Raw genomic sequence first — 21,640 nt, 5'->3', positions numbered from 1 at the left:
TAGAGTATGTCCGGCACCGAAACCCCGCAGCGTCGCCTTCTGCCGCCCTTTGCGCGCATCGGTTTTTTCCGGGCGCGGCTGGGGCGGCTGATCCTGCTGCTCAATCTGGCCGGGCTGCTGGTGCTGATCACCGGCGCGCTGGTGCTCAATGAATTCCGTCAGGGCCTCATCGACAACCGCAAGGAGTCGCTGATGGCGCAGGCGGAGACCATGGGCGAGATCATCGCCGAGGTCGCCACCGCCGGTGATCCTGAGCCCTATCTGGAGCCGCAATACGCCGTGCTGGTGCTGGGCCGCTTCATCCCCGCAGAGCAGCGCGCCCGCCTGTTCGATGCCAAAGGGCACGTCCTCACCGACTCCTATTCCGTCTCCGAACAGATCGATGTGCGCAGCCTGCCGCCGGTCGAGGACACCCTCCCCGATACCGAGCGGCGCAAGGCGCGCAACCTGCGGCAGGAAAAGGCGCGTGAGGCGCTGGACGCCGAGGTCAAACAGGCCCTGAGCGGTGAGCCGGTCGCTTCGGTGCGCTATAACGAAAAGGGCGAAAAGGTCGTTTCCGTCTCGGTGCCGCTGAAGCGCGTCAAAGCGATACTGGGCGTGCTGACCATCGAAGCCGGTGATGTGGACACCATCGTCGCGGCGCAGCGCTGGGCCATGCTGCCCTTTATTCTGGTGGCGCTGGGCGTCAGCCTGTTTTCGTCGCTGCTGCTGCACTGGCTGGTCAGCCGGCCCATCCACCGCCTGTCCGACGCCGCCGATGCGGTGCGGATGCAGAAGGCGCGCACCTTCTCCCTGCCCGATCTGGAGTCGCGCCACGATGAGGTGGGGATTCTGGCGCGTTCGCTGCAATCCATGACCGAAGCGCTGCAAAAGCGCATGGACGATATCGACCGCTTCGCCGCCGACGTGTCGCATGAGATCAAGAACCCCCTGACCTCGATCCGCAGCGCGCTGGAAACGCTTAGCCTGGTGAAGGATGAGGCCGCCAAGGCGCGCCTGATGGCCGTCATCCAGCAGGATGTGCGCCGCGCCGACCGGCTGATCACCGACATTTCCAACGCCTCACGCCTTGATGCCGAACTGGCGCGCGATGTGCCCAAACCCGTCGATGTCGGCGCCCTGCTCGAAGACATTGTCTCCCTCTATCAGCACATGCCCGAGGGGGCGGCGGTCAGTCTGGAGCGCAAACTGACCCCGGCGGCGTCGAAGGTGATGGGCCGCGAAGGGCCGCTGGGGCAGGTCTTCCGCAATGTCATCGACAATGCGCGCTCCTTCTCGCCCGAAGGCGGTACGGTGCGCGTCTGCGTCGCCTATTCCGACGCCGACCCGAAGCGCCCGGTGCACATCGTGATCGAGGACGACGGCCCCGGCATCCCGGCGGAAAATCTGGAGACCATCTTCCAGCGCTTCTATACCTCGCGGCCCAAGGGCACGGATTTCGGGCGCAATTCGGGTCTGGGTCTGTCGATCTCGCGGCAGATTATTGAGGCGCAGGGTGGCCGTATCTGGGCCGCGAACCGCCTGAACGGCGATAACACCATCGCCGGCGCGCGCTTTACCATCACCCTGCCGAACGTGTATCAGTGACCCATCCCTATACCTCCCTGCCTTCGGCGGGGAGGTATGATTATCCGGAGCCCGTACTTGTCCCGAATCATCCTCCACGCCACGTCGCTGACCGTGCCCATTCGGGGCCAGTGGCGGGGCGTGCTGCTGATGGGGCCATCGGGCATCGGCAAGAGTGATCTCGCCCTGCGCGCGCTTGAGGCTGGGTTTCAGCTTGTGAGCGACGACTACTCGGTCCTGTGGGCGTCGGGCGATCACATTTTCGCCAGCGCTCCGGATACCATTGCCGGGCGAATGGAGGTGCGCGGTATCGGCATAACGCCGCAGCCCCGGCGCCCCCTGACCCGCGTAAGCCTTTGTGTGCATTGCCAATTATCGCCCCCTCAGCGCCTGCCCGAAGCCGAGTTGACCCCCGTTCTGGGGTATGATTTACCCACCCTCAGACTTAACCCAAGGGAAGCTTCGACTGTGGCCAAACTGCTCACCCGGCTGCGTCTTCTGTCGTGATCCCACGGATCGCCCTTGGCACCGTCGCATTTTCGTCCTAAATCGAAAGACCTTTTTGCAGTGCAGTGAATTGGGTCTATAATCGGGCTCTTGTGCCGCTCCCCGGACTCCCCCTCCGGGACAATCGGGCGGTCACGTGTAGGGATGACGTCTATATGATCGGACTGGTGATCGTGACCCACGGCGGTCTGGCGGAAGAGTTTGTATCCGCCATGGAACACGTTGTGGGACCGCAGGATCAGGTGACGGCCATCTGTATCGGGCCTGAAGACGACGTGGCTCAGCGCCGTCAGGACATCCTCAAGGCCACCTTTGCCAATGACAGCGGCGACGGCGTGATCCTGCTGACCGACATGTTCGGTGGCACCCCGTCGAATCTGGCCATCTCCGTCATGGAGCAGACCAAGGCCGAGGTGATCGCCGGGCTCAACCTGCCCATGCTGATCAAGCTGGCGACGCTGCGCAAGCTGGAGGCCCTGGCCGATTGCGTGCAACACGCGCAGGAGGCCGGGCGCAAATACGTCACCGTCGCCTCTTACGTCCTGTCGGGTGACAACTGAGCGTGACCGCCCGAATCTGACCACCCGAATTTGACCGCAAGCGGCGGGACGCGCAGGGGGCTCAAAACGTTCACAGTGGAGGTATCCGGTGAGTGAGGAACCATCCATGACCGCTGCCTTTGCCATGATCGAAGACCCGCGCTGGCGCGCCGTGACCACTCGCGATGCGACGCAGGACGGCGCCTTTGTCTATGCCGTGAAGACCACCGGCGTCTATTGCCGCTGCACCTGCGCATCGCGGCGGCCAAAGCCTGAGAATGTGCGCTTTTTTGCCACTGGCCCGGAGGCCGAGACCGCTGGGTTTCGCCCTTGCATGCGCTGCCAGCCCGATCAGGGCGGTCAGCGCGCCCTTCAGGCGCAGCGCATCGCCGAGGCCTGCCGCGAAATCGAAACCGCCGAGGTCGAGCCGAAACTCGAAACGCTGGCCCAGCGGGCGGGCCTCAGCCCCTTTCATTTTCACCGGGTGTTCAAGGCCGCCACCGGTCTGACGCCCAAGGCCTATGCCCGCGCCCATCGCAGTGGCCGGATGCGCGCCGCGCTGAAGACCAGCGGCAGCGTGACCGAAGCCATCTACGAGGCCGGCTTCAATGCCCCCAGCCGCTTCTACGCCGATACGGCCCAGGCGCTGGGCATGTCACCGCGCACCTTCCGCAAGGGCGGCGTGGCCGAGGTGATCCGCTTCGCCGTGGGGCAGTCGCGTCTGGGGGCGCTGCTGGTGGCGCGCAGTGAGAAGGGGGTCTGTGCGGTGTTTCTGGGCGACGACCCGGAGGCGCTGGTACGCGACCTTCAGGACGCCTTTCCCAAGGCCGAACTGATCGGTGGGGACGCGGCGTTTGAAGAGACCATGGCGCGTGTGGCCGGACTGATCGAAGCGCCGCAAACCGCGCTCGACCTGCCGCTCGATATTCGCGGCACCCTGTTCCAGCAGAAGGTGTGGGCCGCGCTTCAGGCCCTGCCCGCCGGCACGCGCGTCTCCTACAGCGAACTGGCCGAACGGGTCGGTTTGCCCGCCGCGGTGCGCGCCGTGGCCTCGGCCTGCGCCGCCAACAAGATCGCCGTGGCCATCCCCTGTCACCGCGTGGTGCGTACCGACGGCAGCCTGTCGGGCTATCGCTGGGGCGTAGAACGCAAAGCGGCGCTGCTGGCGGCGGAACGTTAGGCTCACCGCTTGATTTGTTCTCTTTTTGTGCTATGTTCGCATTACGTTCTAATGACGCTGCGGAACCGCACCATGGAAAACGAGAACATCGAACCCCTGCGCAAGATCATCCATGTGGATATGGATGCCTTCTACGCCTCTGTGGAACAGCGCGATAATCCCGATCTGCGCGGTAAGCCCGTGGCGGTGGGCGGGCTGGAACGCGGCGTCGTGGCGGCGGCCTCGTATGAGGCGCGCAAATACGGCATCCGCTCGGCCATGCCGTCGGTGACGGCGCGACGCAAATGCCCGGACCTGATCTTCGTTAAGCCGCGCTTTGACGCCTACAAAGCCGTATCGAAGCAGATCCGCGAGATTTTCGAGGACTATACGGAGCTGGTGGAACCGCTGTCGCTCGATGAGGCCTATCTTGATGTTACGCACAATCACAAGGCCATCGCCTCGGCGACCCTGATCGCGCAGGAAATCCGGGCACGGATCAAGCTGGCGACCGGGCTGACGGCCTCGGCGGGCGTATCCTATAACAAGTTTCTGGCCAAGATGGCCTCGGACTATCGCAAGCCGGACGGGCTTTACGTCATCACGCCGCGCATGGGGCCTGAGTTTGTCGAAACCCTGATGGTGGGGCGCTTCCACGGCATCGGCCCGGCCACCGAAGAGAAGATGAACCGGCTGGGCATCCTGACCGGGGCCGATCTCAAGGCGCAGGACCTGGCCTTTCTGCAAAAGCATTTCGGCGTGTCGGGCGACTATTACTACAATATCGCGCGCGGCATCGACCATCGCCGCGTGCAGCCCGACCGGGTGCGCAAGTCGGTGGGGGCGGAAAATACCTTCTTTCAGGACATCTTTTCGCTGGAAGCCGCGCGCGCAGCCCTTTCCCCCATCGTGGACAAGGTGTGGCGCTACTGCGATCAGCACGGCACGCGCGGGCGTACTGTGACGCTGAAAGTCAAATATACCGACTTCCAGCAGATCACCCGCAGCCACACCGCGGCCGCTACCGTGCTCAACAAGGACGAACTGGCGCGCCTGTCGGGTAGCCTGCTCGAAAGCGTCTTTCCGATCGCCAAAGGCATCCGTCTGCTGGGCGTCAGCCTGTCGTCGCTGGGCGGCACGGAGGCGCAGGCCGAACCTCAGCAATTGTCGCTGGCCATTTAATTAAACGTGGTGGCGATATCCGCACCTTCTTTGAGCGTCAGAGTGACCGGCGTGCGTTCGACCACCTCGGCCAGTCGCGCTCTCTGGGCCTCATCCAGCGCCCCGCTCAGGGTCAGGACGCGCGTGATTTTTGAGCGTTTGTCGTCCTTGCTGTGGTGCAGTTCCACATCAATAGCCTCCAGCGGCCAGCCCTTGCGCGCCGCGTACATGCGCAGCGTGATGCAGGTACAGGCGGCCAGTGAAGCCAGCAGCAGGTCGTAAGGGGCAAACCCGGCATTGCCGCCCCCCAGAGCTTCGGGCTCGTCGGCGCTGAGGGTGCGTCCGCCGGTGTCGATGGTGGTGAGCAAGTCTGTGGTGCCGATATGGGCGCGGGCATGGGCCATGAGGTGTCTCCGTTTTGTCGGCAGACTATATGCGCGGGGCGTCCCTTCCTATGGCTATTTTACGGGCACGCACCGCAAATAGACAGCGGCGGTGGGGCGCCAGTAAACCAAAAGAGGCAACGCATGACGACCCTGTATGGCCAAGAGGCCCGCGAACGTATCTGGTCCCTGATCAAGGACACCAAGGTGGCCATGCTGGCGACGCACGCCGCGACCGGCCTGCTGCACGCGCGGCCCATGATGCCGCAGATCCGCCACCCCGAAGACAAGGCCTTTGACGGCGTTCTGTGGTTTTTCACCGGGGCCGATACGGGCAAGATGGCGGAAATCGACGCCAATCCGGCGGCGCTGCTGACCTTTTCTGACCCCAAGGGTCACAACTATGTCGCCCTGAACGGTACGGTGAGCATCAGCCGCGACCCGGCCATTATCGACGAACTGTGGTCGGCGGCGGACAAGGCGTGGTTCCCCGGCGGCAAGGACGATCCCAACCTGCGCCTGCTGCGGTTCGACGCCAGCGAGGCCGAATTCTGGGACAGCCCCGGCCTGATTGCCGCCGGCATCGCCTTCCTTCAGGCCCTGGCCACGGGTGAACGCGCCGACCCCGGCGACCACGGCCATGCCGATTTGGACATCCCCGATTTGGCTCCGCACACAGACGATCGGGCCGATCCGCTCGCCCTCACGCCGCGCGATCCGGTAGGTTAAGGGATAAGCAAGGTGCTGCCGGTGGTGGCGCGGCTCTCCAGCGCTTCGTGGGCCGCGCGCGCCTCGGTCAGGGCAAAACGCTGATCAATCCGTACACGGACCTTGCCGTTCAGGATGACCTCAAACAGGTCCGCAGCGGACTCAAGAAGCGTTGCCCGGTCGCGGTTATAACCAAAAACCGAAGGCCGCGTCAGGAACAGCGAACCCTTCGTATTCAGCACCGAAATATCCACCGGCGGCACGGCCCCCGACGACTGTCCGAACGATACCATCAGGCCCAGCGGCTTGAGCACATCCAGCGATCCGTCAAACGTGTCCCTGCCCACCGAGTCGTACACCACATCGACCTTGCGTCCGTCCGTAATCTCCAGAACGCGGGCGACGAAATCTTCGGTGCGGTAGTTGATCAGATGGTCATAGCCATTCTGGCGCGCCAGTTCGATCTTGGCCTCAGAACCGGCGGTGCCGATCACCGTGGCCCCCAGCGCCCTGGCCCATTGTCCGGCGATCAGCCCGACGCCCCCGGCCGCCGCGTGGAGCAAGACCGTATGTCCCGGCCCGACGCGAAAGGTGCGGCGCAACAGATATTGCGCGGTCAGGCCTTTGAGAAAGGCCGCCGCCGCCACTTCGTCGCTGATGCCGTCGGGAATGGGGATCAGCTTGTCGGCAGCGATCAGGCGCGTTTGCGCATAGCCGCCGGGCGTCGCCGAATAGACCACCCGGTCGCCGGGTTCGATAAAATCGACGCCTTTGCCCACGGCTTCAACTATGCCCGCCCCTTCATTGCCAGGCACAAAGGGCAGAGCGGTCTTATAGAGGCCCGAACGGAAATAGGTGTCGATGAAGTTGACGCCGATGGCGGTGTGACGCACGCGCGCCTCACCGGGCCCCGGATCGCCGACCTCGATCTGTTCGACGCTGAGGACCTCCGGTCCGCCGGTTTGATGCACGCGAATGGCTATGGTCATAATCGTTTCTTTCCTCCTCCCTGTTGCGCAGCAATGGGGAGGTGTCAGCGCCATTTATGGCGATGACGGAGGGGGCTGACTCCGAGGCTTCGCCCCCTCCGTCTTTTGTCGCTACGCTCCAAAATCCACCTCCCCACGCCAAGGCGCAGGGAGGAGATTAAACCACCTCGCCCGAGCGGAAAATAAGCGATGATCCCGGTTCGACCGCTGTCCACACCTCATCGTGGGTGAGGGGCTGGGTGGCGATGATGATGACCTTGTCGTTCGGTGTGGTTTCCTGCGCGAAATCGACCTGCATTTCGGCGTCGATCAGGGTAGCGCGGCCAAACGGCGCGCGGCGCTGAATATATGTCAGTTTTTTTGAGCAACTGGCGTAAAGCGACCGTCCATCGGTCAGCAAGGCATTGAAAACGCCCATCTTGCGCAGCTCACTGAACAGCCGCTTGACCTCCTTGTCCAGCACGCGGGCCGGCGGATAGTCCATATATTTGCGGACCAGTTGATCGAGTATCCAGCAGAAGGCGTGTTCGGAATCGGTGGTGCCGATCGGGCGGAAAAAGCTCAGCGGCAGGGCTTTGACGCCTTTGAGCTGGCCATTGTGGGCGAAGGTCCACGCCCGACCCCACAGTTCGCGGGTGAAGGGGTGGGTGTTTTCCAGCGCCACGCGACCGCGATTGGCCTTGCGCACATGGGCGATGACCGTCTTGGACTTGATGGGGTAGTCACGCACCAGAGCCGCCAGCTCGGACGTCGCCGACGGGTTCGGGTCGTGGAAATTACGACACCCCTTTTGCTCATAGAAGCTGATGCCCCAGCCATCGGCGTGCGGACCGGTGGCTCCACCGCGTTTGGCCAGCGCCGTAAAGGAAAAGCGGATGTCGGTGGGCACATTGGCGCTCATGCCCAGAAGTTCGCACATGTCTCAATACCCGAACGTAAGTCTCGTCTCACCTGTAACAGGCGAACGCCCCAACCGGCAAACGAGGCTTTCTATCGCGTTGGGTAAGAAGAGATACGCAACAGGATTGCCCGTTTACACATCCCGGTCTACCAATCGTTCCGGTATTGGCCGCGTTGGGGCCGCTTTGTTTTTTGCAACGCCTCATGTGTTTCCGAAAACCCCTTCACACTTTTCGGCATGAGGCTCTCGATGGAGACTTCTGATGAAACGCACGGCAACAGCCCAATGGCGCGGCGACGGCATGACCGGCACCGGCACGCTCACCACCCAAAGCGGCGCCTTCACGGCCCAGCCCTACAGCTTCAAAACCCGCTTCGGCGATGAAGAGGGTAAGGCCGGGACCAATCCGGAAGAACTGATCGCAGCTGCGCATTCCGGCTGCTTCACCATGGCCCTGTCATTTGCCCTGGCCAAGGCCGGGTTCACGGCGGAACTGCTGGAAACCGAAGCCGTGGTTGAGGTCACGCCCTCCGAAGCGGGCTTTTCCATCACCGCCATCACGCTGAGACTTAAGGCTCAGGTACCGGGTGTGTCGGCCGACCAGTTTGAGGAACTGGCCGCCGGGGCCAAGGCCAACTGCCCCATCTCCAAGGCGCTGGCCTCGGTGCCGATCGCGCTTGAGGCTCAACTGGTCTAAGGCATGGAGTCCCTCCCCGTGTCCGGCCGGGAGGGATGCCGAAGTTCATCGACCATTAAAAAAGCCGCCCGGAATTCCGAACGGCTTTTGGTGTTCTTCGTGGCTAAAACCCTACCAGCTCCCCGTATTGGGCATACTGGCCCACGGTTCCTGCGGGGCCTTGGGTGCCCCCTTTTGCAGCAGTTCGATGCTGATACCATCCGGAGAGCGCACAAAGGCCATATTGCCATCGCGCGGCGGGCGGTTGATCACCACGCCCATATCCATCAGGTGCTGACAGGCGGCGTAGATGTCATCGACCTCATAGGCCAGGTGCCCGAAATTACGCCCGCCCGTATAGTCTTCGACCTTACCGTTTTCGTCGGGCCAGTTATAGGTCAGCTCGACATGCGGCGCGGCGCGGTCGCCACCATTGACGGTCGCTGTGGCCGAATCGAGCGGCGCGGCCAGAAAGACCAGCGTAAAGCGGCCCTTTTCGCTCACCGTGCGGCGCACCTCAAACAGACCCAGACCGCGGCAATAGAAATCGAGCGCCGCGTCCAGATCTTTCACACGAACCATGGTGTGAAGGTATCTCATCAGAGCACTTTCCAAAAAGTGGGACGCACTTTTTGGATGAAAAAGTGCGCTAAACAAAAAAACGAAAGCGCCGATCTGATGCCCTCAGATCGGCTGGCTTTAGTGATCGCCTTCGGGGCGCGGTGCCGGGCTTTGGTACTCGTGCGCGAGGTCCTTATGCACGAATTTGCGGTCGCAATAGCCGCATTCGACCTCACCATTGGCCCCCAGTTCCAGATAGACCAGCGGGTGACCCAGCGCGCCACCGCCGCCATTGCAGGCGACCTTGTGACCATCGACATAGATGACTTCGGGAGGAGGAACGGTGCTCATAGATATAAGGCCCAGCTAACTCAGGGAGATCAGGCCAAGCCTTACTGAAAGCCGCGCCGCGCGTCAAATGAACAAAGCCCCTCCGCCGAGGTTCAGCGAAGGGGCAGGTGGAAAAGGCGTCATTTCTGTCAGGGGTGACGCCCCTACTCGTACCCGTGGGCCGCCTCATTGATGGTCAGGGTCGGCATACGGGTGAAATCGACCTCGACCGGCTGCGCGAGCCTGAGCTGATAGGTGCGCAGTACGTGTTCAAGGCGACGACGGGTTTCCTGCGTGGCGGCCGCATCCGCATTGAGGTTCAGCGGCGCGAGGCAGAAGTCGATAATGGCATCAGGACGGGTGTAGGCGTTCATACGGCACTCTCCTTTGTTGTGCTCAAACGCCGCATGGCTCCTCGCATAAGCTCGGGCGGCCAGTCGGCCTTGCCGAAAGAAATGCTGAAGCATTCCTTTCGGAATTACTGCGCGGGTTTTACTATGAAGGGGGTTACTCTGCGGGCTCAGCCTGAAACTGAGCGGTTTCGGTCGAGTCCTTCAGCGCGGTGGTCGAGGACTGACCATTGGTGATGGTCATGGCGATCTTGTCGAAATAGCCGGTGCCGACCTCGCGCTGGTGGCGGGTAGCGGTATAGCCCGCCGCCTCATTGGCGAATTCGCGCTGCTGAAGCTCGGAATAGGCCGCCATGCCGCGGTCGCGGTAACCGGAGGCCAGTTCGAACATGCCGTTATTCAGCGAGTGGAAGCCAGCCAGCGTTACGAACTGGAACTTGTAGCCCATAGCCCCCAACTCGCGCTGGAACTTGGCGATGGTCGCCTCGTCCAGCTTGGCCTTCCAGTTGAAGGACGGCGAGCAGTTATAGGCCAAGAGCTTGCCCGGATGGACCTTGTGCACGGCCTCGGCAAAGCGGCGCGCGTCGTCGAGGTCCGGGTGCGAGGTTTCCCACCACAGCAGATCGGCGTATTTGGCATAGGCCAGACCGCGCGCGATACAGTGATCGAGCCCCGTCCCGGCCTTCAGGCGGAAAAAGCCTTCCGGCGTGCGGCTGTCGCGGTCGATGAACGGATGGTCGCGCTCATCAATGTCCGAGGTGATCAGTTGCGCCGACTCCGCATCGGTGCGCGCCACGGTCAGCGTCGGCACGCCCATCACATCGGCCGCCAGACGCGCCGCGATCAGGTTGCGCTCATGCGCCTGGGTCGGGATCAGCACCTTGCCGCCGAGGTGGCCGCACTTCTTTTCCGAAGCCAGTTGATCCTCGAAATGCACGCCCGCCGCCCCGGCCTCGATAAAGGCCTTCATGATCTCAAAGCTGTTGAGCGGCCCGCCGAAGCCAGCCTCGGCATCGGCGACAATGGGCGCGAACCAGTCACGTTTCGCGCCACCTTCAGAATGCTCGATCTGATCGGCGCGCTGAAGCGTGCGGTTGATGCGGCGGCACAGTTCCGGGGCGGCATTGGCCGGGTACAGCGACTGATCCGGATACATGGCCGAAGCGGTGTTGGCATCCGCCGCCACCTGCCAGCCAGACAGGTAGATGGCCTTAAGCCCGGCGCGCACCATCTGCATGGCCTGATTGCCGGTGACGGCCCCCAGCGCATTGATAAACGGCTCCTCGTGCAGGAGTTGCCACAGGCGGTTGGCCCCGCGCTCGGCCAGCGTATTGTGCACAAGGACCGAACCCCGCAGCTTTTCGACCTCCTGCGGCGTGTACGGACGGGTAATGCCGTCGAAGCGCCCCTTGGGGGCATTGGGCACCAGGTGTTCGAAAGTGGTCATGACAGGGTCTCCATATCCCGACGCTCAGGCCGGGGGGTGGTGGGATTGAGGCTTTCGCGATGGGCCATCAGGGCGGCCTGACGCGACAGGACGGCCGCCGCGCCGAACGAGGACGCATAGACGGCCACAAGGTCGAACGGGCTCAGGAACAGTGTGAAGATGGGTGAATTTGTCATAATGCGTCTCCTTTCCGGCGGCCGGGCCGCGCTGTTGATGGGACGATTAAGCGCCGAAAATCAGCGAAAAAGTAGAGATTAGCGGGTAAATGCCGCGTCATTTGGCAAAACGCGACCTTGTCCGTTTTGTAAATTTGTGACCAAATGACCGCAACATCACCCTTGCTTAGGCCGTTATGAACATGCGCGATATCATTCAAAAGGAATGGGGCTGGCTTGGCTTCGAAGTCGATCAGGTGCTGGAGGTGAACGCCTTCGGAAATGTTCTGTTTAGCTCTATGGATGGCCAGCGCTGGAGAATATGCCCCGAAGACCTTTTGTGCGAACCTATTGCCAGTGGGGAGGCAGATTACAGGCTGTTGTTACAGGACGCGGATTTTCAGTTGGATTGGAAAATGGGATGCTTGGTCGAAATGGCACGCGACACCATTGGCGATCTGCATGAGGGCTACAGCTACTGTCTTAAGCTCTGGACACCTCTGGGCGGCGAATATGTAGCGGACAATATAGCTCAAGCCCCCACTGATCAGGTGATTGCTTCGGCGGGCCATGTCGCTTTTCAGATTAAAGATGTACCGAATGGCGGGCAGATTCAGCTGAAGGTCGTGGACTAAGCCATGTCGGAACTTGATCGCAAACTCTTCCTGGGCGGCCGCCTCAAACGCCTGCGGCACGACCTGAACCTGACCCAGACGCGCATGGCCGAAGACCTTGGCGTGTCGCCCTCCTATCTCAACCATCTGGAGCGCAATCAGCGCCCGGTGACGGCGCAGGTGCTGCTGAAGCTGGCCTCGACCTATGATCTCGATATGCGCAGCTTCACCTCGGAGGCCGATCCGTCGGGTGAGGCCGATCTGGCCGAGGTGCTGAGCGATCCGCTGTTCAAAGACCTGCACGCGCCGCGCCGCGAAATCGCCGATCTGGTCGCCGCCTCCCCCACGGTGGCCGAGGCCATGCTGCGGCTGTACCGCGCCTATAAGGAGCGCAAGGTGCGAGAGGTGATCGACCTCAGTTCGGCGGAAATCCTCAACGAACATTCGCCCGCCGACTGGACGCGCGATCAGGTGCAGGCCGCCAATAACCACTTCCCGGACTTCGATGAACGCGGCGAGGCTTTGTTCGAGGCGCTGGGTGCTGATCCGCACACGCTCGAAGCCGCCGCCGAACGCCGGCTGCAAAGCGAGTTCGGCATCGGGGTGCGCTTCATGCCGGCCTCGGTCATGCTGATCTATCAGCGGCGCTACGATCCGCACCGGCGTCGGCTGATGCTGTCGGAGACGCTGGCCCCCTCCTCGCGCGTCTTCGCCATCGTCTATCAACTGGCCCTGTCGCTATACGGCACGGAACTGAATGCGCGTGTCGAACGCGCCAAGGCCCCGGACCTCGCTTCGGCGCGCCTGTTCAAGATTGCGTTGCTCAACTATCTGACGGCGGCGACCCTGATGCCCTATGGCCACTTTCACGACGCGGCCGAAGCCTGTGGCTACGATCTGGAGCTTTTACGCGCCCCGTTCGGCGTCAGCTTTGAACAGGCGGCGCATCGCCTGACCACCCTGTCGCAGCCCGGCCGCCGCGGCGTGCCCTTTTTCATGATGCGGATAGACTCAGCAGGCAATGTCTCCAAACGCTTTGCAGCGGGCAGATTCCCCTTTTCGCGCTTTGGCGGGGCCTGCCCGCGCTGGAACCTGCATCAGGCCTTTCAGTCGCCGGGCCGCATCCTCACCCAGGTGATCGAAACCCCCGCAAGCCCGAGCGGCGAGCGGTCGCGCTATTTCACGCTGGCGCGCACGCTCGACCGGGGCCTGCGCGGCTGGGACGGCGGCGCCTATAGCGAGCAGGCGCTGGGGCTGGGCTGTGAGCTGAAATACGCCGAAAAGCTGGTCTATGCGAAGGGGCTCGACCTCAACAACCCGGCAGCGGTCGAAACCGGCCCCATGTGCCGGCTGTGCGAACGCCCCAACTGCCGCGAACGCGCCGCTCCGCCGGTGACCAAGACCCTGTCCGTCGATGAGTGGATCAAGTCGGCCACGGCATTTCCGTTTTAGAGCGATGTGCGGAAAAGTGTGAGCGGTTTTCCGCAAAAACATCACGACAAAACAAAAATTTAGAGCGAAATGGCGCTTCCACCTAAAGTCATTTCGCTCTAATACCCGGCTTCGCTCATGTGCCGAACGGCCAGGATCGTGACCTGTGCTTCATCTGAATGATAAAAGACGACGTAACCCCTTTGGCCGAAGGGCACCAGCCACTCACGAAACCCAGCGGGCATATCCGGCACCACTCGTCCCATCTGCGGATACTCACGCAAGGGACTTACACCTTTGCGAATAGCCGAGGCGGCACGCTTCGCCGCGCCCGGATGGGTGTCAGCCAGAAACCGATACACACGGTCGACATCACGCAAGGCTCTTGGCGACCAGACCAGCCGCATGGTTCAGTTACGCGCTGGAGGCAGGTCCGGCATATCCCCACGCTCAAGAGCCGACAGCCACGCATCCGCCGCGCCCTCATCGACGTGCAAACCATCGGCCTGATAAGCCTCCCACGCCGCCATCACGTCACCAAGGGTAGCGCGCCGTTGATCCGCCCGTTCCAGATACTGCTCGACGGCGCGGGTCACGACCTCGCTGACGCTCTGATTTCGGCTTTGCGCCAGACGGTTGACGCGAGCCTCAATGTCCTTGTCCAGTTCCACGCGCATGATCAGGGCCTCTGAGTTTAGAGTCCTATCCTAACGCGAATGATTGACAAATCAAAGCCGCACCACCTTGGCGGTGCTGGCGAGCGGTTCAGTGGTTTTGAGGGGGTTTCTGAGCGGGTGGACGAAGGGGCGGGCGTCGATTTCAAACACGTCGCCTTCTTGCGTCTTCACACCGTCGGCAAAGCTCGCCGTCGCCGTCCCGAAGCAGTGCACGTGCACATCGCCCGGCACACGGAACAGTTCGTACTTGAAGTGGTGGTGCTCAAGGTTTTCAAACGTGTGGGACATGTTGTCCTCGCCGGAGATGAACGGCTTCTCCCAGATCACTTCATTGCCGCGCACGATCTTCGACGTGCCTTCGACGTGGCTGGGCAGGTCGCCGGTCAGGATCTCGACACCGAGGCTCGCCGGACGCAGCTTGGAGTGGGCCAGCCACAGATAGTTCTGCTTCTCGGTCACATGGTCCGAGAACTCGTTGGCCAGCGCAAAGCCGATGCGATAGGGCTGCGCATCCTCGCCAATGACGTAGATGCCGGCCATTTCCGGCTCCTCGCCGCCGTCTTCGGCAAAGCCCGGCGACACCAGCTCGGCGCCCGGTCCGACCAGCGCATAGCCATTGCCCTTATAGAACCATTCCGGCTGCGCCCCGGCGGTGCCCGAAGCCGGCTTGCCGCCCTTCACGCCCATCAGGAACATACGCATGGAGTCGGTCAGGTTCTCTTCGCCGCCCGCGTCTTTGGCCTTGGCGTGCATCTTGTCGCGGCCCTCAGCCGAACCCAGGTGCGTCAGGCCCGTCCCGGTCAGGTGCAGGTGCGCCGGGTCCGGATGGTCGATGGGGGCCAGAACGCGCCCTTCGGACAGGGCCAGCGCGATATCCACCGCCTCACCCAGACCCTGCTGCGCCACCTGATCGGCGATCGAGCGCTTGGCGGCGATGGCGGCCCTGGCCAGCTCATAGGTCGTGGTCACGCCCAGAATAATCTTCGCCGACCCGTCATCTTCGGCAGCGGCCACACCGCGCGTCCCGTGGGCATCGACAAACTGGATCAGGCGAAGGGTCATGACGAACTCCCAACAAATATTGCTCTTAAAACTCAGACAATTGATTGTGACTTAGGCCCGCCTTTGCCGTTTGTCAAATCGTGTTTATGATCAGACTCGTTTCTATCGGCTCGACAGGATTTTACGAGCCCGCTTTAAAGCGCCTCCCCTGATTTCAGGGGAGGTGGATTCGATGCCTTTGGTATCGAAGACGGTGGGGTTAATACCGACGTATAACCCCCCTCCGGCTTTCAGCCGGTATCCCCCCTGACATCAGGGGGGAGGCTTTAAACCGGCTCCGTCCGATGACCGAGGAATAAAACACACAGGGACCTGCATGACCGATACCCGACCCGCCGCGACGTTTGACCGCTCCCCGGTTACCGAAAGTTCCGCTTACGGCGTGCATTTCCAAGGCCGCCTGCACGGGGCGCTGGCCCACCGGCTGGGGGTGGACATCCTCAAGGGCGTCTATCAGCCCGGCGAGGTCCTGCCCAATGAGATCGACTCGTCCTCAACCCTCGACATCTCGCGCTCGGCCTATCGGGAGGCCATCCGCATTCTGGCGGCCAAGGGCATGGTCGAAAGCCGCCCCAAGGCCGGGACGCGCGTCACGGCGCGCCGCCGCTGGAACGTGCTCGATCCGGAGGTGCTGGGCTGGATGTTCGAGACGGAGCCGTCGGAGGACTTCATCAAGGGCCTGTTTGAGCTGCGGCTGATCACCGAACCGGCGGCGGCCGAACTGGCGGCGCTGCGCCGCACGGACGAGCACCTGCGCCTGATGGACAAGGCGCTCGACCTGATGGAGGCCGAGACCCTGGCCACCGAGGCCGGGCGTAAGGCCGATCTCGACTTCCACGACGCGCTGATGCACGCCACGCACAACGAAGCCCTCGCCTCGCTGAGCCATTCGATCGGCGCGGCGGTCGCCTGGTCCACGCGCTTCAAACAGCGCCATCAGGCCCTGACCCGCGACCCCATCCCCGACCACCGCCGCGTGTTTGATGCCATCAAACGTCAGGACTCAGGCGCCGCCCGCTGGTGCATGGAATCCCTCATCCGCATGGCCCTCGACGACACCCAGCGCTCCATGCAAACCCAGTACCTCGAACCGAGAGGGTGAGAGGGCACGAAAGGTTTTTGGCCACGAAAAACACGAAAAGCACGAAAAGCGCTGTTGAACCTGTCTTACCCGAAGGGCCTTTACCTACGTGCGGCAGGGATAATGTCGGGCGCTTCGCGCCGGGAGATCAGCCCCGTTTTCGTGCTTTTCGTGTTTTTCGTGGCCAATCTTCTCTACGCACCCTGTGCGTCCAAGGGGATTTGCGCTTAGGGTAAACAGGTGTTAACGCCCCGCTAAGACAGAGGCGGTAAAAATCGCCGCACTACCGGTACAGGGCCCCATGAGCGACACCACTCCCATCACGGCGCGCGTCGAAATCGTCAACGACAAGGGGCTGCACGCCCGCGCCTCTGCCAAGTTCGTCAAGACCGCGGCACAGTTCGACGCACAGATTTACGTGCTCAAAGACGAGTCGCGCGTCGATGCGCAGTCGATCATGGGCCTGCTGATGCTGGCGGCGTCCAAGGGTACCTTTATCGACATTGAGGCCGAGGGCGAACAGGCGCAGGCCGCCGTCGAGGCGCTGGTGGCGCTGGTGTCCGACCGCTTCGGGGAAGAGTCTTGATATGAAACGTCTCGCCCTCCTCCTCACCTGTGCGCTGTTGAGCAGCGCCGCCTATGCCGAGCCGCCCGATGGCGAGGGTGCGTCGGGACCGGTGGGGGACGAGAGCTCGCCAAGGCCCAAGCCCAAGCCACGCCCCAAGCCGAAACCCAAGCCCAAGGCCGTCGCGCCTGCGCCCAAGCTGCCGGAGGGGCCGATCCCCTATGCGCAGTTACAGGGGGCCCCGGTGGCCAAAACCGACGCCCATCCTGCGCCTGTGGCGATACCGGTCGCGCCGGTGACGCACGCCGTGCCGCCTGCGCCGCCCCCACCACCGCCGGTGATCGCGGTGGCCCCTGTGCCTGAGCCCGCCGAACCGCCTGAGGCCCTGCCGCTGAGCCCCAGCATCACCCACGATCTGAGGTGCGAAACCCAGGTCGTTGGCCCCAAGGGGCTGATCTCGAAAGGGCAATTCTATCTGGAAGTGGCGCTGTCTGACGTTTTTCCGGAAAATACGGCGCGCTTCAAAATGGTGATGGCCGACCCGCGCCATCAGAGCCTGCTGAAGGACACGGCCTGCGAAACGCTCGATTGTCGCGTGACGATCAGCGCCAACTATTTCGACCTCTATAATGCGCGCACCAAACGCGGCGCGCAGTTGCGCGTGACGCTGGATCGTCATACGGGGGCCTATCTGGCGCGACGTACCGACGGCAAGCTGCCGCTGGGGGGCTCGACCGTGATCAAGGAGGGGCCGGGTGAATACGAAGAAGGCTATTGCACGCTCCAGAAGCGGCCGGAAAAGCTATTTTAATCCCGATGGTAGGGTGATCCGCCGAGGATCGTCGTCGCCCGGTACATCTGCTCAGCCAGCATCAGCCGCACCAGCGCGTGCGGCCAGGTCTGCGGCCCGAAGGCCAGCGAAAAGCGCGCCGATTTAACCAGTTCGGCATCAAGCCCGTCCGCCCCGCCGATCAGAAAGGCCAGCTTGCGCTCACCGGAATCTTTCAGCTTATCGACGCGCTGGGCAATCTGACGCGAGGTCAGAAGCTCGCCGCGTTCGTCGCAGGTGATCAGGCGCACGCCGTCGCCCAGTGCCGCGCGAATGGCCTCGGCTTCCCGCGCCTTGTTGAGCGCGGAGTCCTGAGACTTTGCGGTCTTTTTTGGCTCGATCTCCAGCAACTCCGCCGGCCCCAGCCCCAGCGGGCGTCCGCTCAGGGTGGCGCGGCTGAGATAGTCGCGCGTCAGGGTGTTTTCCGGGGTGTTGCCGAGCTTGCCGACGGCGGCGAGGATAAGTTTCATGGAAGGATGAAATGAAAAGGGAGCCGAGAGGCCCCCACCACCGCATCTCACTGGCTACGCCAGCTCGTGCGGTCCCCCTCCCCAGCAAACTGGGGAGGTATAAAGAGGTTAGTGGCTATCGACCGTGTGGTTCGACGACACCGACCAGATCTTTTCGATATTGTAGAAGCTGCGCACTTCCGGACGGAACAGGTGGACCACCACGTCCCCGGCATCGAGCAGCACCCAGTCGCAGGCCGGCAGACCTTCGACGCGCGCCTTGCCAAAGCCCGCGTCTTTCAGCGCACGCATGACGTGATCGGCCAGAGCGCCGACGTGGCGATGCGAACGGCCCGAAGCGATGATCAGGGTGTCGGCCACCGAGCTTTTGCCGCGCAGGTCGATGCACACGATGTCCTGCGCCTTATCATCATCCAGCTTGTTCAGGATGAGGGTTTCGAGCGAGGTTTCCTCGAAATCGGCGGTACTTTGGTCGATGTCCGCCGGGGGGGCGGCGGGTTCCGAATGCGCGTCTTGCGCAAGCTGACGAGACAGGGTTTTACTCCATATGTGGATAAGTTGACCTCACCCTAGCACAGACAGGGGCCAAGGTCACGGTTAGTAATGCAGCCGCCGGCAATTTTATAATGAGGGCGGGATTTCCCCCTCGGCGGCCTTCTTGCGTTGGGCGCGCAGGGCCGTCGAAGAGATATTGTGCAGTGGCCCTTTGAGATAGGCCCAGGCCGGGGCCGGAAGCCCGCTGAGAATGCGGCCCTCGCGCTCCTTGCGCCGGTAGTGGGCGAAGCGGCGGGCCGTGGGCGACAGTCGGCTTTTCATCAGGACGCCGGGGCGCGAGACGATGGCAATGGGGATCATGCGCGCGATCTGTACCCAGCCGCGCCAACGGTGGAAGCTGGCCAGCGAATCCCCGCCCATGATCCACACGAACTGCACCCCCGGATAGCGGGCCTTCAAAGCGCGCAGAGTATCGAGCGTATAGGTGGCGCTGATGCGGGTCTCAAAATCCGAAATAATGTCCTTGGGCCCGACAAAGGGACGGATGGCGGCGATCCGTTCGCTCAGAGGGGCTGTATCGCGCTTCGATTTCAACGGGTTCTGCGGCGAAACCAGCCAGATGATGCGATCGAGCCCCAGACGCATGCGCGCCGTTTCGGCCACATGGGCGTGGCCTTCGTGCGCCGGGTTGAATGACCCGCCGAACAGGCCGATCTTCATGCCGCGTTCGAGATGGAATCCCGGCCGCAAGGCACCGTGGCTCAGCGTGTGAAATATGGGAGCAGGACCGGCGAACCACATGCTTAAGCGCTCCTCCCCTGCACAGTTGGGGAAGAGGACGAAAGACCAATCGCTGAGACGCCCCACAGCACGCCTTATCTATCCCACGGATCGTAGGTGGAAGGGGCGGGTGAGTCGCCGGCCTTTTCGGCCTTCTCGCCCTCGACGATTTTGGCATGGGCAGCAAACAACAGGTCTCGCACGCCTTCGCCAGTAACGCCGGAAATGAGGTAGGGCGTCTGGCCCGATGCTTTTTTTAGCTTTTTACTGAGGTCCTTGCGCGCCTCGGCATCGAGCGAGTCCACCTTGTTGATGGCGACGATTTCCGGGCGCCTGGCCAGGTCTTCGGCATAGGCGGCCAGCTCGTTACGGATGACCTTATAGGCCTTGACCGGGTCTTCCTGCGTGCCATCGACCAGATGGATCAGCACCTTGGTGCGCTCAACGTGGCCCAGAAAGCGCGTGCCGAGCCCGGCCCCTTCCGAAGCGCCTTCGATCAGGCCGGGAATGTCGGCAATGACAAAGCGCTGTTCGGCCCCCAGATCAATGACGCCCAGATTGGGGGTCAGGGTGGTGAAGGGATAATCGGCGATCTTGGGACGCGCAGCAGACGACGCCGCAAGGAAGGTCGATTTCCCGGCATTGGGCAGGCCCAGAAGACCGGCATCGGCGATCAGTTTCAGCCGCAGCCAGATCCACTTTTCTTCGCCCTCCTGACCGGGCAGGGCGAAGTCGGGGGCCTGATTGACCGGGCCTTTGAAGCGCGTATTGCCCCAGCCGCCATTGCCGCCCTTGAGCAGCATGACTTTTTGCCCCGGCGTGTCGAGATCGACGATCAGGGTTTCGTGGTCTTCCTCAAACACCTGAGTGCCGACCGGTACGCGCAGCACGAGGTCTTCGGCATTGGCGCCGTGCATCTGACGGCCCATGCCGTGCGTGCCGGTGCTGGCCTTGAAATGCTGCTGGTAGCGGTAGTCGATCAGGGTGTTCAGCCCTTCGACCGCCTCAACCCACACCGAACCGCCCTTGCCGCCGTCACCGCCGTCCGGCCCACCGTTCGGGATGAACTTTTCGCGGCGGAACGACACGGAGCCCGCGCCGCCATTGCCGGAGCGGATGAAGATTTTACACTGGTCCAGGAATTTCATGAGGGGGGTATCAGGGGCGAGAGGTGATCAAAAAGCGAGGCGGCTACCGCCGGGAAGCGGAAGCCGCCTTTGTGAACCAAGTTGAAGGGAAGATCAAATTTTTGCGAAAGGCCTTATGCTCAATTTGATCATTAAAGCAGCCGGATCATGTGCAACGCCTCGTGCGTGCCCTGACGGGCCAGCGAGGTTTCCGGTGTGCGGCGGCCCGTGTACAGGAAGCCCGCCCGCACCAGCATCCGCGCCGAGGCCGCATTGTCGGCAAAGTGCGCCGCGTGCAGCACCCGGTGACCGCCAAAGCGTTCGGCATAGCCGATCAGGCCCTCCAGCGCTTCGACGCCAAAGCCCTGCCCCTGATGCTCGGGGGCAATGCAGATGCCGACGGACGGGCCGAACTGATGCAGGCCCGACGCCTGACCGCAGGTCGTGCGCTCCAGACCGACCACCCCGATCAGGGTTTCGTCGGCGTCACGGATGCCAAACACCGGCAGACGCGGCGAAGAATTGTGCCGGGCCTTTTCGACATAGGCCCGCGCATCGGCGTCGCTGAACGGATGGGCGATGGCGTGGGTCATGCGCGCCACCGACTGATGGCCAAAGATCGCCTTTACATCGTCCACATCATCCAGGCACAGCGGGCTGAGATAAAGGCGCTTGGTCTGCACGGCGTAACCGCTGCGGCCGGCGCGCAGGTCTTCGCGCTTGAGGCCTGCCACAGCCGGATGAGAGCCAGTGAATCCATGGGCTTCGGGTGTTCTGATGATCATGATGATACCCCGTTCCTTTAAAGATAAAGACGAAGGACGGCTTTCGCTTCGGGAAAGACGCCGGCGTGCGATGGGTCCGATAGTCTTCAGACCCAATTTAGGATGTCGGGAGGTTTCGGTTTTTATGTGGTCCGAAGGTGACACAGACCGCATAAAATTTCCGCCGCCCGTGCCCCTGCAAAAATAAGCTTTTCGCAAATGCCTGTGACGCCGAGACCTCTAGCGAGGCCACTGCGCCCCAGATGGGGCCTGACGAACGGGGAACAAGAGAAGGGGCCTCTTTTTCGGGGTC

At 62.5% G+C, this 21,640-nt stretch carries 28 protein-coding genes; 12 read left to right on the top strand and 16 right to left on the bottom strand.

Going from position 1 to position 21,640, the window contains the following annotated elements; all coding sequences use genetic code 11:
- The first annotated feature begins 6 nt into the window (after nucleotides 1–6).
- The 5 genes from ACK8OE_RS07155 to dinB all read left to right on the top strand — a co-directional run bounded on the left by ACK8OE_RS07155 (nucleotide 7) and on the right by dinB (nucleotide 4,953).
- Nucleotides 7–1,587 carry a stimulus-sensing domain-containing protein gene (locus tag ACK8OE_RS07155; RefSeq protein WP_410271976.1) on the top strand — a complete coding sequence of 527 codons (1,581 nt, stop codon included), beginning with the start codon at nucleotides 7–9 and terminating at the stop codon, nucleotides 1,585–1,587.
- Between the two features lie 57 nt (nucleotides 1,588–1,644).
- On the top strand, nucleotides 1,645–2,073 hold the full coding sequence (locus tag ACK8OE_RS07150) for an HPr kinase/phosphorylase (RefSeq protein WP_410271975.1): 429 nt from the start codon (nucleotides 1,645–1,647) through the stop codon (nucleotides 2,071–2,073).
- A 155-nt stretch (nucleotides 2,074–2,228) separates the two neighbouring features.
- On the top strand, nucleotides 2,229–2,633 hold the full coding sequence (locus ACK8OE_RS07145) for a PTS sugar transporter subunit IIA (protein ID WP_013478000.1): 405 nt from the start codon (nucleotides 2,229–2,231) through the stop codon (nucleotides 2,631–2,633).
- A gap of 106 nt (nucleotides 2,634–2,739) precedes the next feature.
- Nucleotides 2,740–3,792 (top strand): bifunctional DNA-binding transcriptional regulator/O6-methylguanine-DNA methyltransferase Ada, encoded by a 1,053-nt coding sequence (gene ada / locus ACK8OE_RS07140; RefSeq protein WP_410271974.1) that lies wholly within the window; start codon nucleotides 2,740–2,742, stop codon nucleotides 3,790–3,792.
- A 72-nt stretch (nucleotides 3,793–3,864) separates the two neighbouring features.
- Nucleotides 3,865–4,953, top strand: coding sequence for a DNA polymerase IV (dinB, locus tag ACK8OE_RS07135; RefSeq protein WP_410271973.1), 1,089 nt, complete (start codon nucleotides 3,865–3,867; stop codon nucleotides 4,951–4,953).
- Here the strand turns inward: dinB and ACK8OE_RS07130 are convergent.
- The gene (locus tag ACK8OE_RS07130; RefSeq protein WP_410271972.1) at nucleotides 4,950–5,336 is read right to left on the bottom strand and encodes an OsmC family protein; all 387 of its coding nucleotides are present in this window, start codon (nucleotides 5,334–5,336) and stop codon (nucleotides 4,950–4,952) included. The two genes, dinB and ACK8OE_RS07130, sit on opposite strands and share 4 nt — an antisense overlap.
- Before the next feature lie 123 nt (nucleotides 5,337–5,459).
- On the opposite strand from ACK8OE_RS07130, the gene ACK8OE_RS07125 reads away from it, so the two are divergent.
- Entirely contained in the window at nucleotides 5,460–6,044 is a 585-nt protein-coding gene (locus ACK8OE_RS07125; protein WP_410271971.1) for a pyridoxamine 5'-phosphate oxidase family protein, read from the top strand.
- Here ACK8OE_RS07125 and ACK8OE_RS07120 read toward each other — a convergent pair.
- Nucleotides 6,041–7,012 (bottom strand): quinone oxidoreductase family protein, encoded by a 972-nt coding sequence (locus ACK8OE_RS07120; protein WP_410271970.1) that lies wholly within the window; start codon nucleotides 7,010–7,012, stop codon nucleotides 6,041–6,043. The genes ACK8OE_RS07125 and ACK8OE_RS07120 overlap by 4 nt on opposite strands.
- A 157-nt stretch (nucleotides 7,013–7,169) precedes the next feature.
- Nucleotides 7,170–7,931: a class II glutamine amidotransferase gene (locus ACK8OE_RS07115; protein ID WP_410271969.1), complete on the bottom strand. Its 762-nt coding sequence runs from the start codon at nucleotides 7,929–7,931 to the stop codon at nucleotides 7,170–7,172.
- A 244-nt stretch (nucleotides 7,932–8,175) separates the two neighbouring features.
- Between ACK8OE_RS07115 and ACK8OE_RS07110 the strand changes: the two genes are divergently transcribed.
- The gene (locus tag ACK8OE_RS07110) at nucleotides 8,176–8,610 is read left to right on the top strand and encodes an OsmC family peroxiredoxin (RefSeq protein WP_290799754.1); all 435 of its coding nucleotides are present in this window, start codon (nucleotides 8,176–8,178) and stop codon (nucleotides 8,608–8,610) included.
- A 111-nt stretch (nucleotides 8,611–8,721) separates the two neighbouring features.
- Here ACK8OE_RS07110 and ACK8OE_RS07105 read toward each other — a convergent pair whose 3' ends face one another.
- From ACK8OE_RS07105 to ACK8OE_RS07085, 5 genes are all read right to left on the bottom strand, one after another.
- On the bottom strand, nucleotides 8,722–9,189 hold the full coding sequence (locus ACK8OE_RS07105; RefSeq protein ID WP_290799752.1) for a lactoylglutathione lyase: 468 nt from the start codon (nucleotides 9,187–9,189) through the stop codon (nucleotides 8,722–8,724).
- 99 nt (nucleotides 9,190–9,288) lie between these two features.
- The gene (locus tag ACK8OE_RS07100) at nucleotides 9,289–9,501 is read right to left on the bottom strand and encodes a zinc-finger domain-containing protein (protein WP_410271968.1); all 213 of its coding nucleotides are present in this window, start codon (nucleotides 9,499–9,501) and stop codon (nucleotides 9,289–9,291) included.
- 143 nt (nucleotides 9,502–9,644) lie between these two features.
- Nucleotides 9,645–9,854 (bottom strand): hypothetical protein, encoded by a 210-nt coding sequence (locus tag ACK8OE_RS07095; protein WP_272742530.1) that lies wholly within the window; start codon nucleotides 9,852–9,854, stop codon nucleotides 9,645–9,647.
- 133 nt (nucleotides 9,855–9,987) lie between these two features.
- A complete protein-coding gene (aceA, locus tag ACK8OE_RS07090; RefSeq protein WP_410271967.1) occupies nucleotides 9,988–11,277 on the bottom strand; it encodes an isocitrate lyase in 1,290 nt (429 codons plus the stop codon).
- Nucleotides 11,274–11,453 (bottom strand): hypothetical protein, encoded by a 180-nt coding sequence (locus tag ACK8OE_RS07085; RefSeq protein ID WP_410271966.1) that lies wholly within the window; start codon nucleotides 11,451–11,453, stop codon nucleotides 11,274–11,276. The genes aceA and ACK8OE_RS07085 overlap by 4 nt, the downstream gene beginning before the upstream one ends.
- Nucleotides 11,454–11,635: 182 nt before the next feature.
- On the opposite strand from ACK8OE_RS07085, the gene ACK8OE_RS07080 reads away from it, so the two are divergent.
- Together ACK8OE_RS07080 and ACK8OE_RS07075 are read left to right on the top strand one after the other, a co-directional pair.
- Entirely contained in the window at nucleotides 11,636–12,067 is a 432-nt protein-coding gene (locus tag ACK8OE_RS07080; protein ID WP_410271965.1) for a hypothetical protein, read from the top strand.
- 3 nt (nucleotides 12,068–12,070) lie between these two features.
- Nucleotides 12,071–13,498 carry a short-chain fatty acyl-CoA regulator family protein gene (locus tag ACK8OE_RS07075; RefSeq protein WP_410271964.1) on the top strand — a complete coding sequence of 476 codons (1,428 nt, stop codon included), beginning with the start codon at nucleotides 12,071–12,073 and terminating at the stop codon, nucleotides 13,496–13,498.
- A 98-nt stretch (nucleotides 13,499–13,596) separates the two neighbouring features.
- Here the strand turns inward: ACK8OE_RS07075 and ACK8OE_RS07070 are convergent, their stop codons facing one another.
- From ACK8OE_RS07070 to araD1, 3 genes are read right to left on the bottom strand one after another with little or no spacing between them, the layout of a single operon-like run.
- Nucleotides 13,597–13,884 carry a type II toxin-antitoxin system RelE/ParE family toxin gene (locus tag ACK8OE_RS07070; protein WP_410271963.1) on the bottom strand — a complete coding sequence of 96 codons (288 nt, stop codon included), beginning with the start codon at nucleotides 13,882–13,884 and terminating at the stop codon, nucleotides 13,597–13,599.
- Between the two features lie 3 nt (nucleotides 13,885–13,887).
- Nucleotides 13,888–14,154: a ribbon-helix-helix protein, CopG family gene (locus ACK8OE_RS07065; protein ID WP_410271962.1), complete on the bottom strand. Its 267-nt coding sequence runs from the start codon at nucleotides 14,152–14,154 to the stop codon at nucleotides 13,888–13,890.
- 51 nt (nucleotides 14,155–14,205) lie between these two features.
- The gene (araD1, locus tag ACK8OE_RS07060; protein WP_410271961.1) at nucleotides 14,206–15,216 is read right to left on the bottom strand and encodes an AraD1 family protein; all 1,011 of its coding nucleotides are present in this window, start codon (nucleotides 15,214–15,216) and stop codon (nucleotides 14,206–14,208) included.
- Between the two features lie 316 nt (nucleotides 15,217–15,532).
- Between araD1 and ACK8OE_RS07055 the strand changes: the two genes are divergently transcribed.
- The 3 genes from ACK8OE_RS07055 (at nucleotide 15,533) to ACK8OE_RS07045 (ending at nucleotide 17,673) form a co-directional block, all read left to right on the top strand.
- Nucleotides 15,533–16,318 (top strand): FadR/GntR family transcriptional regulator, encoded by a 786-nt coding sequence (locus ACK8OE_RS07055; protein ID WP_410271960.1) that lies wholly within the window; start codon nucleotides 15,533–15,535, stop codon nucleotides 16,316–16,318.
- 280 nt (nucleotides 16,319–16,598) lie between these two features.
- Nucleotides 16,599–16,883: an HPr family phosphocarrier protein gene (locus ACK8OE_RS07050; protein ID WP_013477925.1), complete on the top strand. Its 285-nt coding sequence runs from the start codon at nucleotides 16,599–16,601 to the stop codon at nucleotides 16,881–16,883.
- A gap of 1 nt (nucleotide 16,884) precedes the next feature.
- On the top strand, nucleotides 16,885–17,673 hold the full coding sequence (locus ACK8OE_RS07045) for a hypothetical protein (RefSeq protein WP_410271959.1): 789 nt from the start codon (nucleotides 16,885–16,887) through the stop codon (nucleotides 17,671–17,673).
- Here the strand turns inward: ACK8OE_RS07045 and rlmH are convergent.
- The 5 genes from rlmH to ACK8OE_RS07020 all read right to left on the bottom strand — a co-directional run bounded on the left by rlmH (nucleotide 17,670) and on the right by ACK8OE_RS07020 (nucleotide 21,348).
- The gene (gene rlmH / locus ACK8OE_RS07040) at nucleotides 17,670–18,161 is read right to left on the bottom strand and encodes a 23S rRNA (pseudouridine(1915)-N(3))-methyltransferase RlmH (RefSeq protein WP_410271958.1); all 492 of its coding nucleotides are present in this window, start codon (nucleotides 18,159–18,161) and stop codon (nucleotides 17,670–17,672) included. The two genes, ACK8OE_RS07045 and rlmH, sit on opposite strands and share 4 nt — an antisense overlap.
- 108 nt (nucleotides 18,162–18,269) lie before the next feature.
- The gene (gene rsfS, locus ACK8OE_RS07035) at nucleotides 18,270–18,638 is read right to left on the bottom strand and encodes a ribosome silencing factor (protein WP_041658436.1); all 369 of its coding nucleotides are present in this window, start codon (nucleotides 18,636–18,638) and stop codon (nucleotides 18,270–18,272) included.
- A gap of 144 nt (nucleotides 18,639–18,782) precedes the next feature.
- Nucleotides 18,783–19,457: a nicotinate-nucleotide adenylyltransferase gene (locus ACK8OE_RS07030; protein ID WP_410271957.1), complete on the bottom strand. Its 675-nt coding sequence runs from the start codon at nucleotides 19,455–19,457 to the stop codon at nucleotides 18,783–18,785.
- Nucleotides 19,458–19,531: 74 nt separating this feature from the next.
- Complete coding sequence (gene obgE / locus ACK8OE_RS07025; RefSeq protein ID WP_410271956.1) at nucleotides 19,532–20,584, bottom strand: GTPase ObgE; 1,053 nt, start codon at nucleotides 20,582–20,584, stop codon at nucleotides 19,532–19,534.
- 131 nt (nucleotides 20,585–20,715) lie between these two features.
- Entirely contained in the window at nucleotides 20,716–21,348 is a 633-nt protein-coding gene (locus ACK8OE_RS07020; protein ID WP_410271955.1) for a GNAT family N-acetyltransferase, read from the bottom strand.
- Nucleotides 21,349–21,640 lie beyond the last annotated feature (292 nt).

Origin of the sequence: Asticcacaulis sp. W401b (assembly GCF_046503825.1) — a bacterium.
Taxonomy (GTDB): domain Bacteria; phylum Pseudomonadota; class Alphaproteobacteria; order Caulobacterales; family Caulobacteraceae; genus Asticcacaulis.
This window is presented reverse-complemented; position numbering and strand designations above follow the sequence as displayed.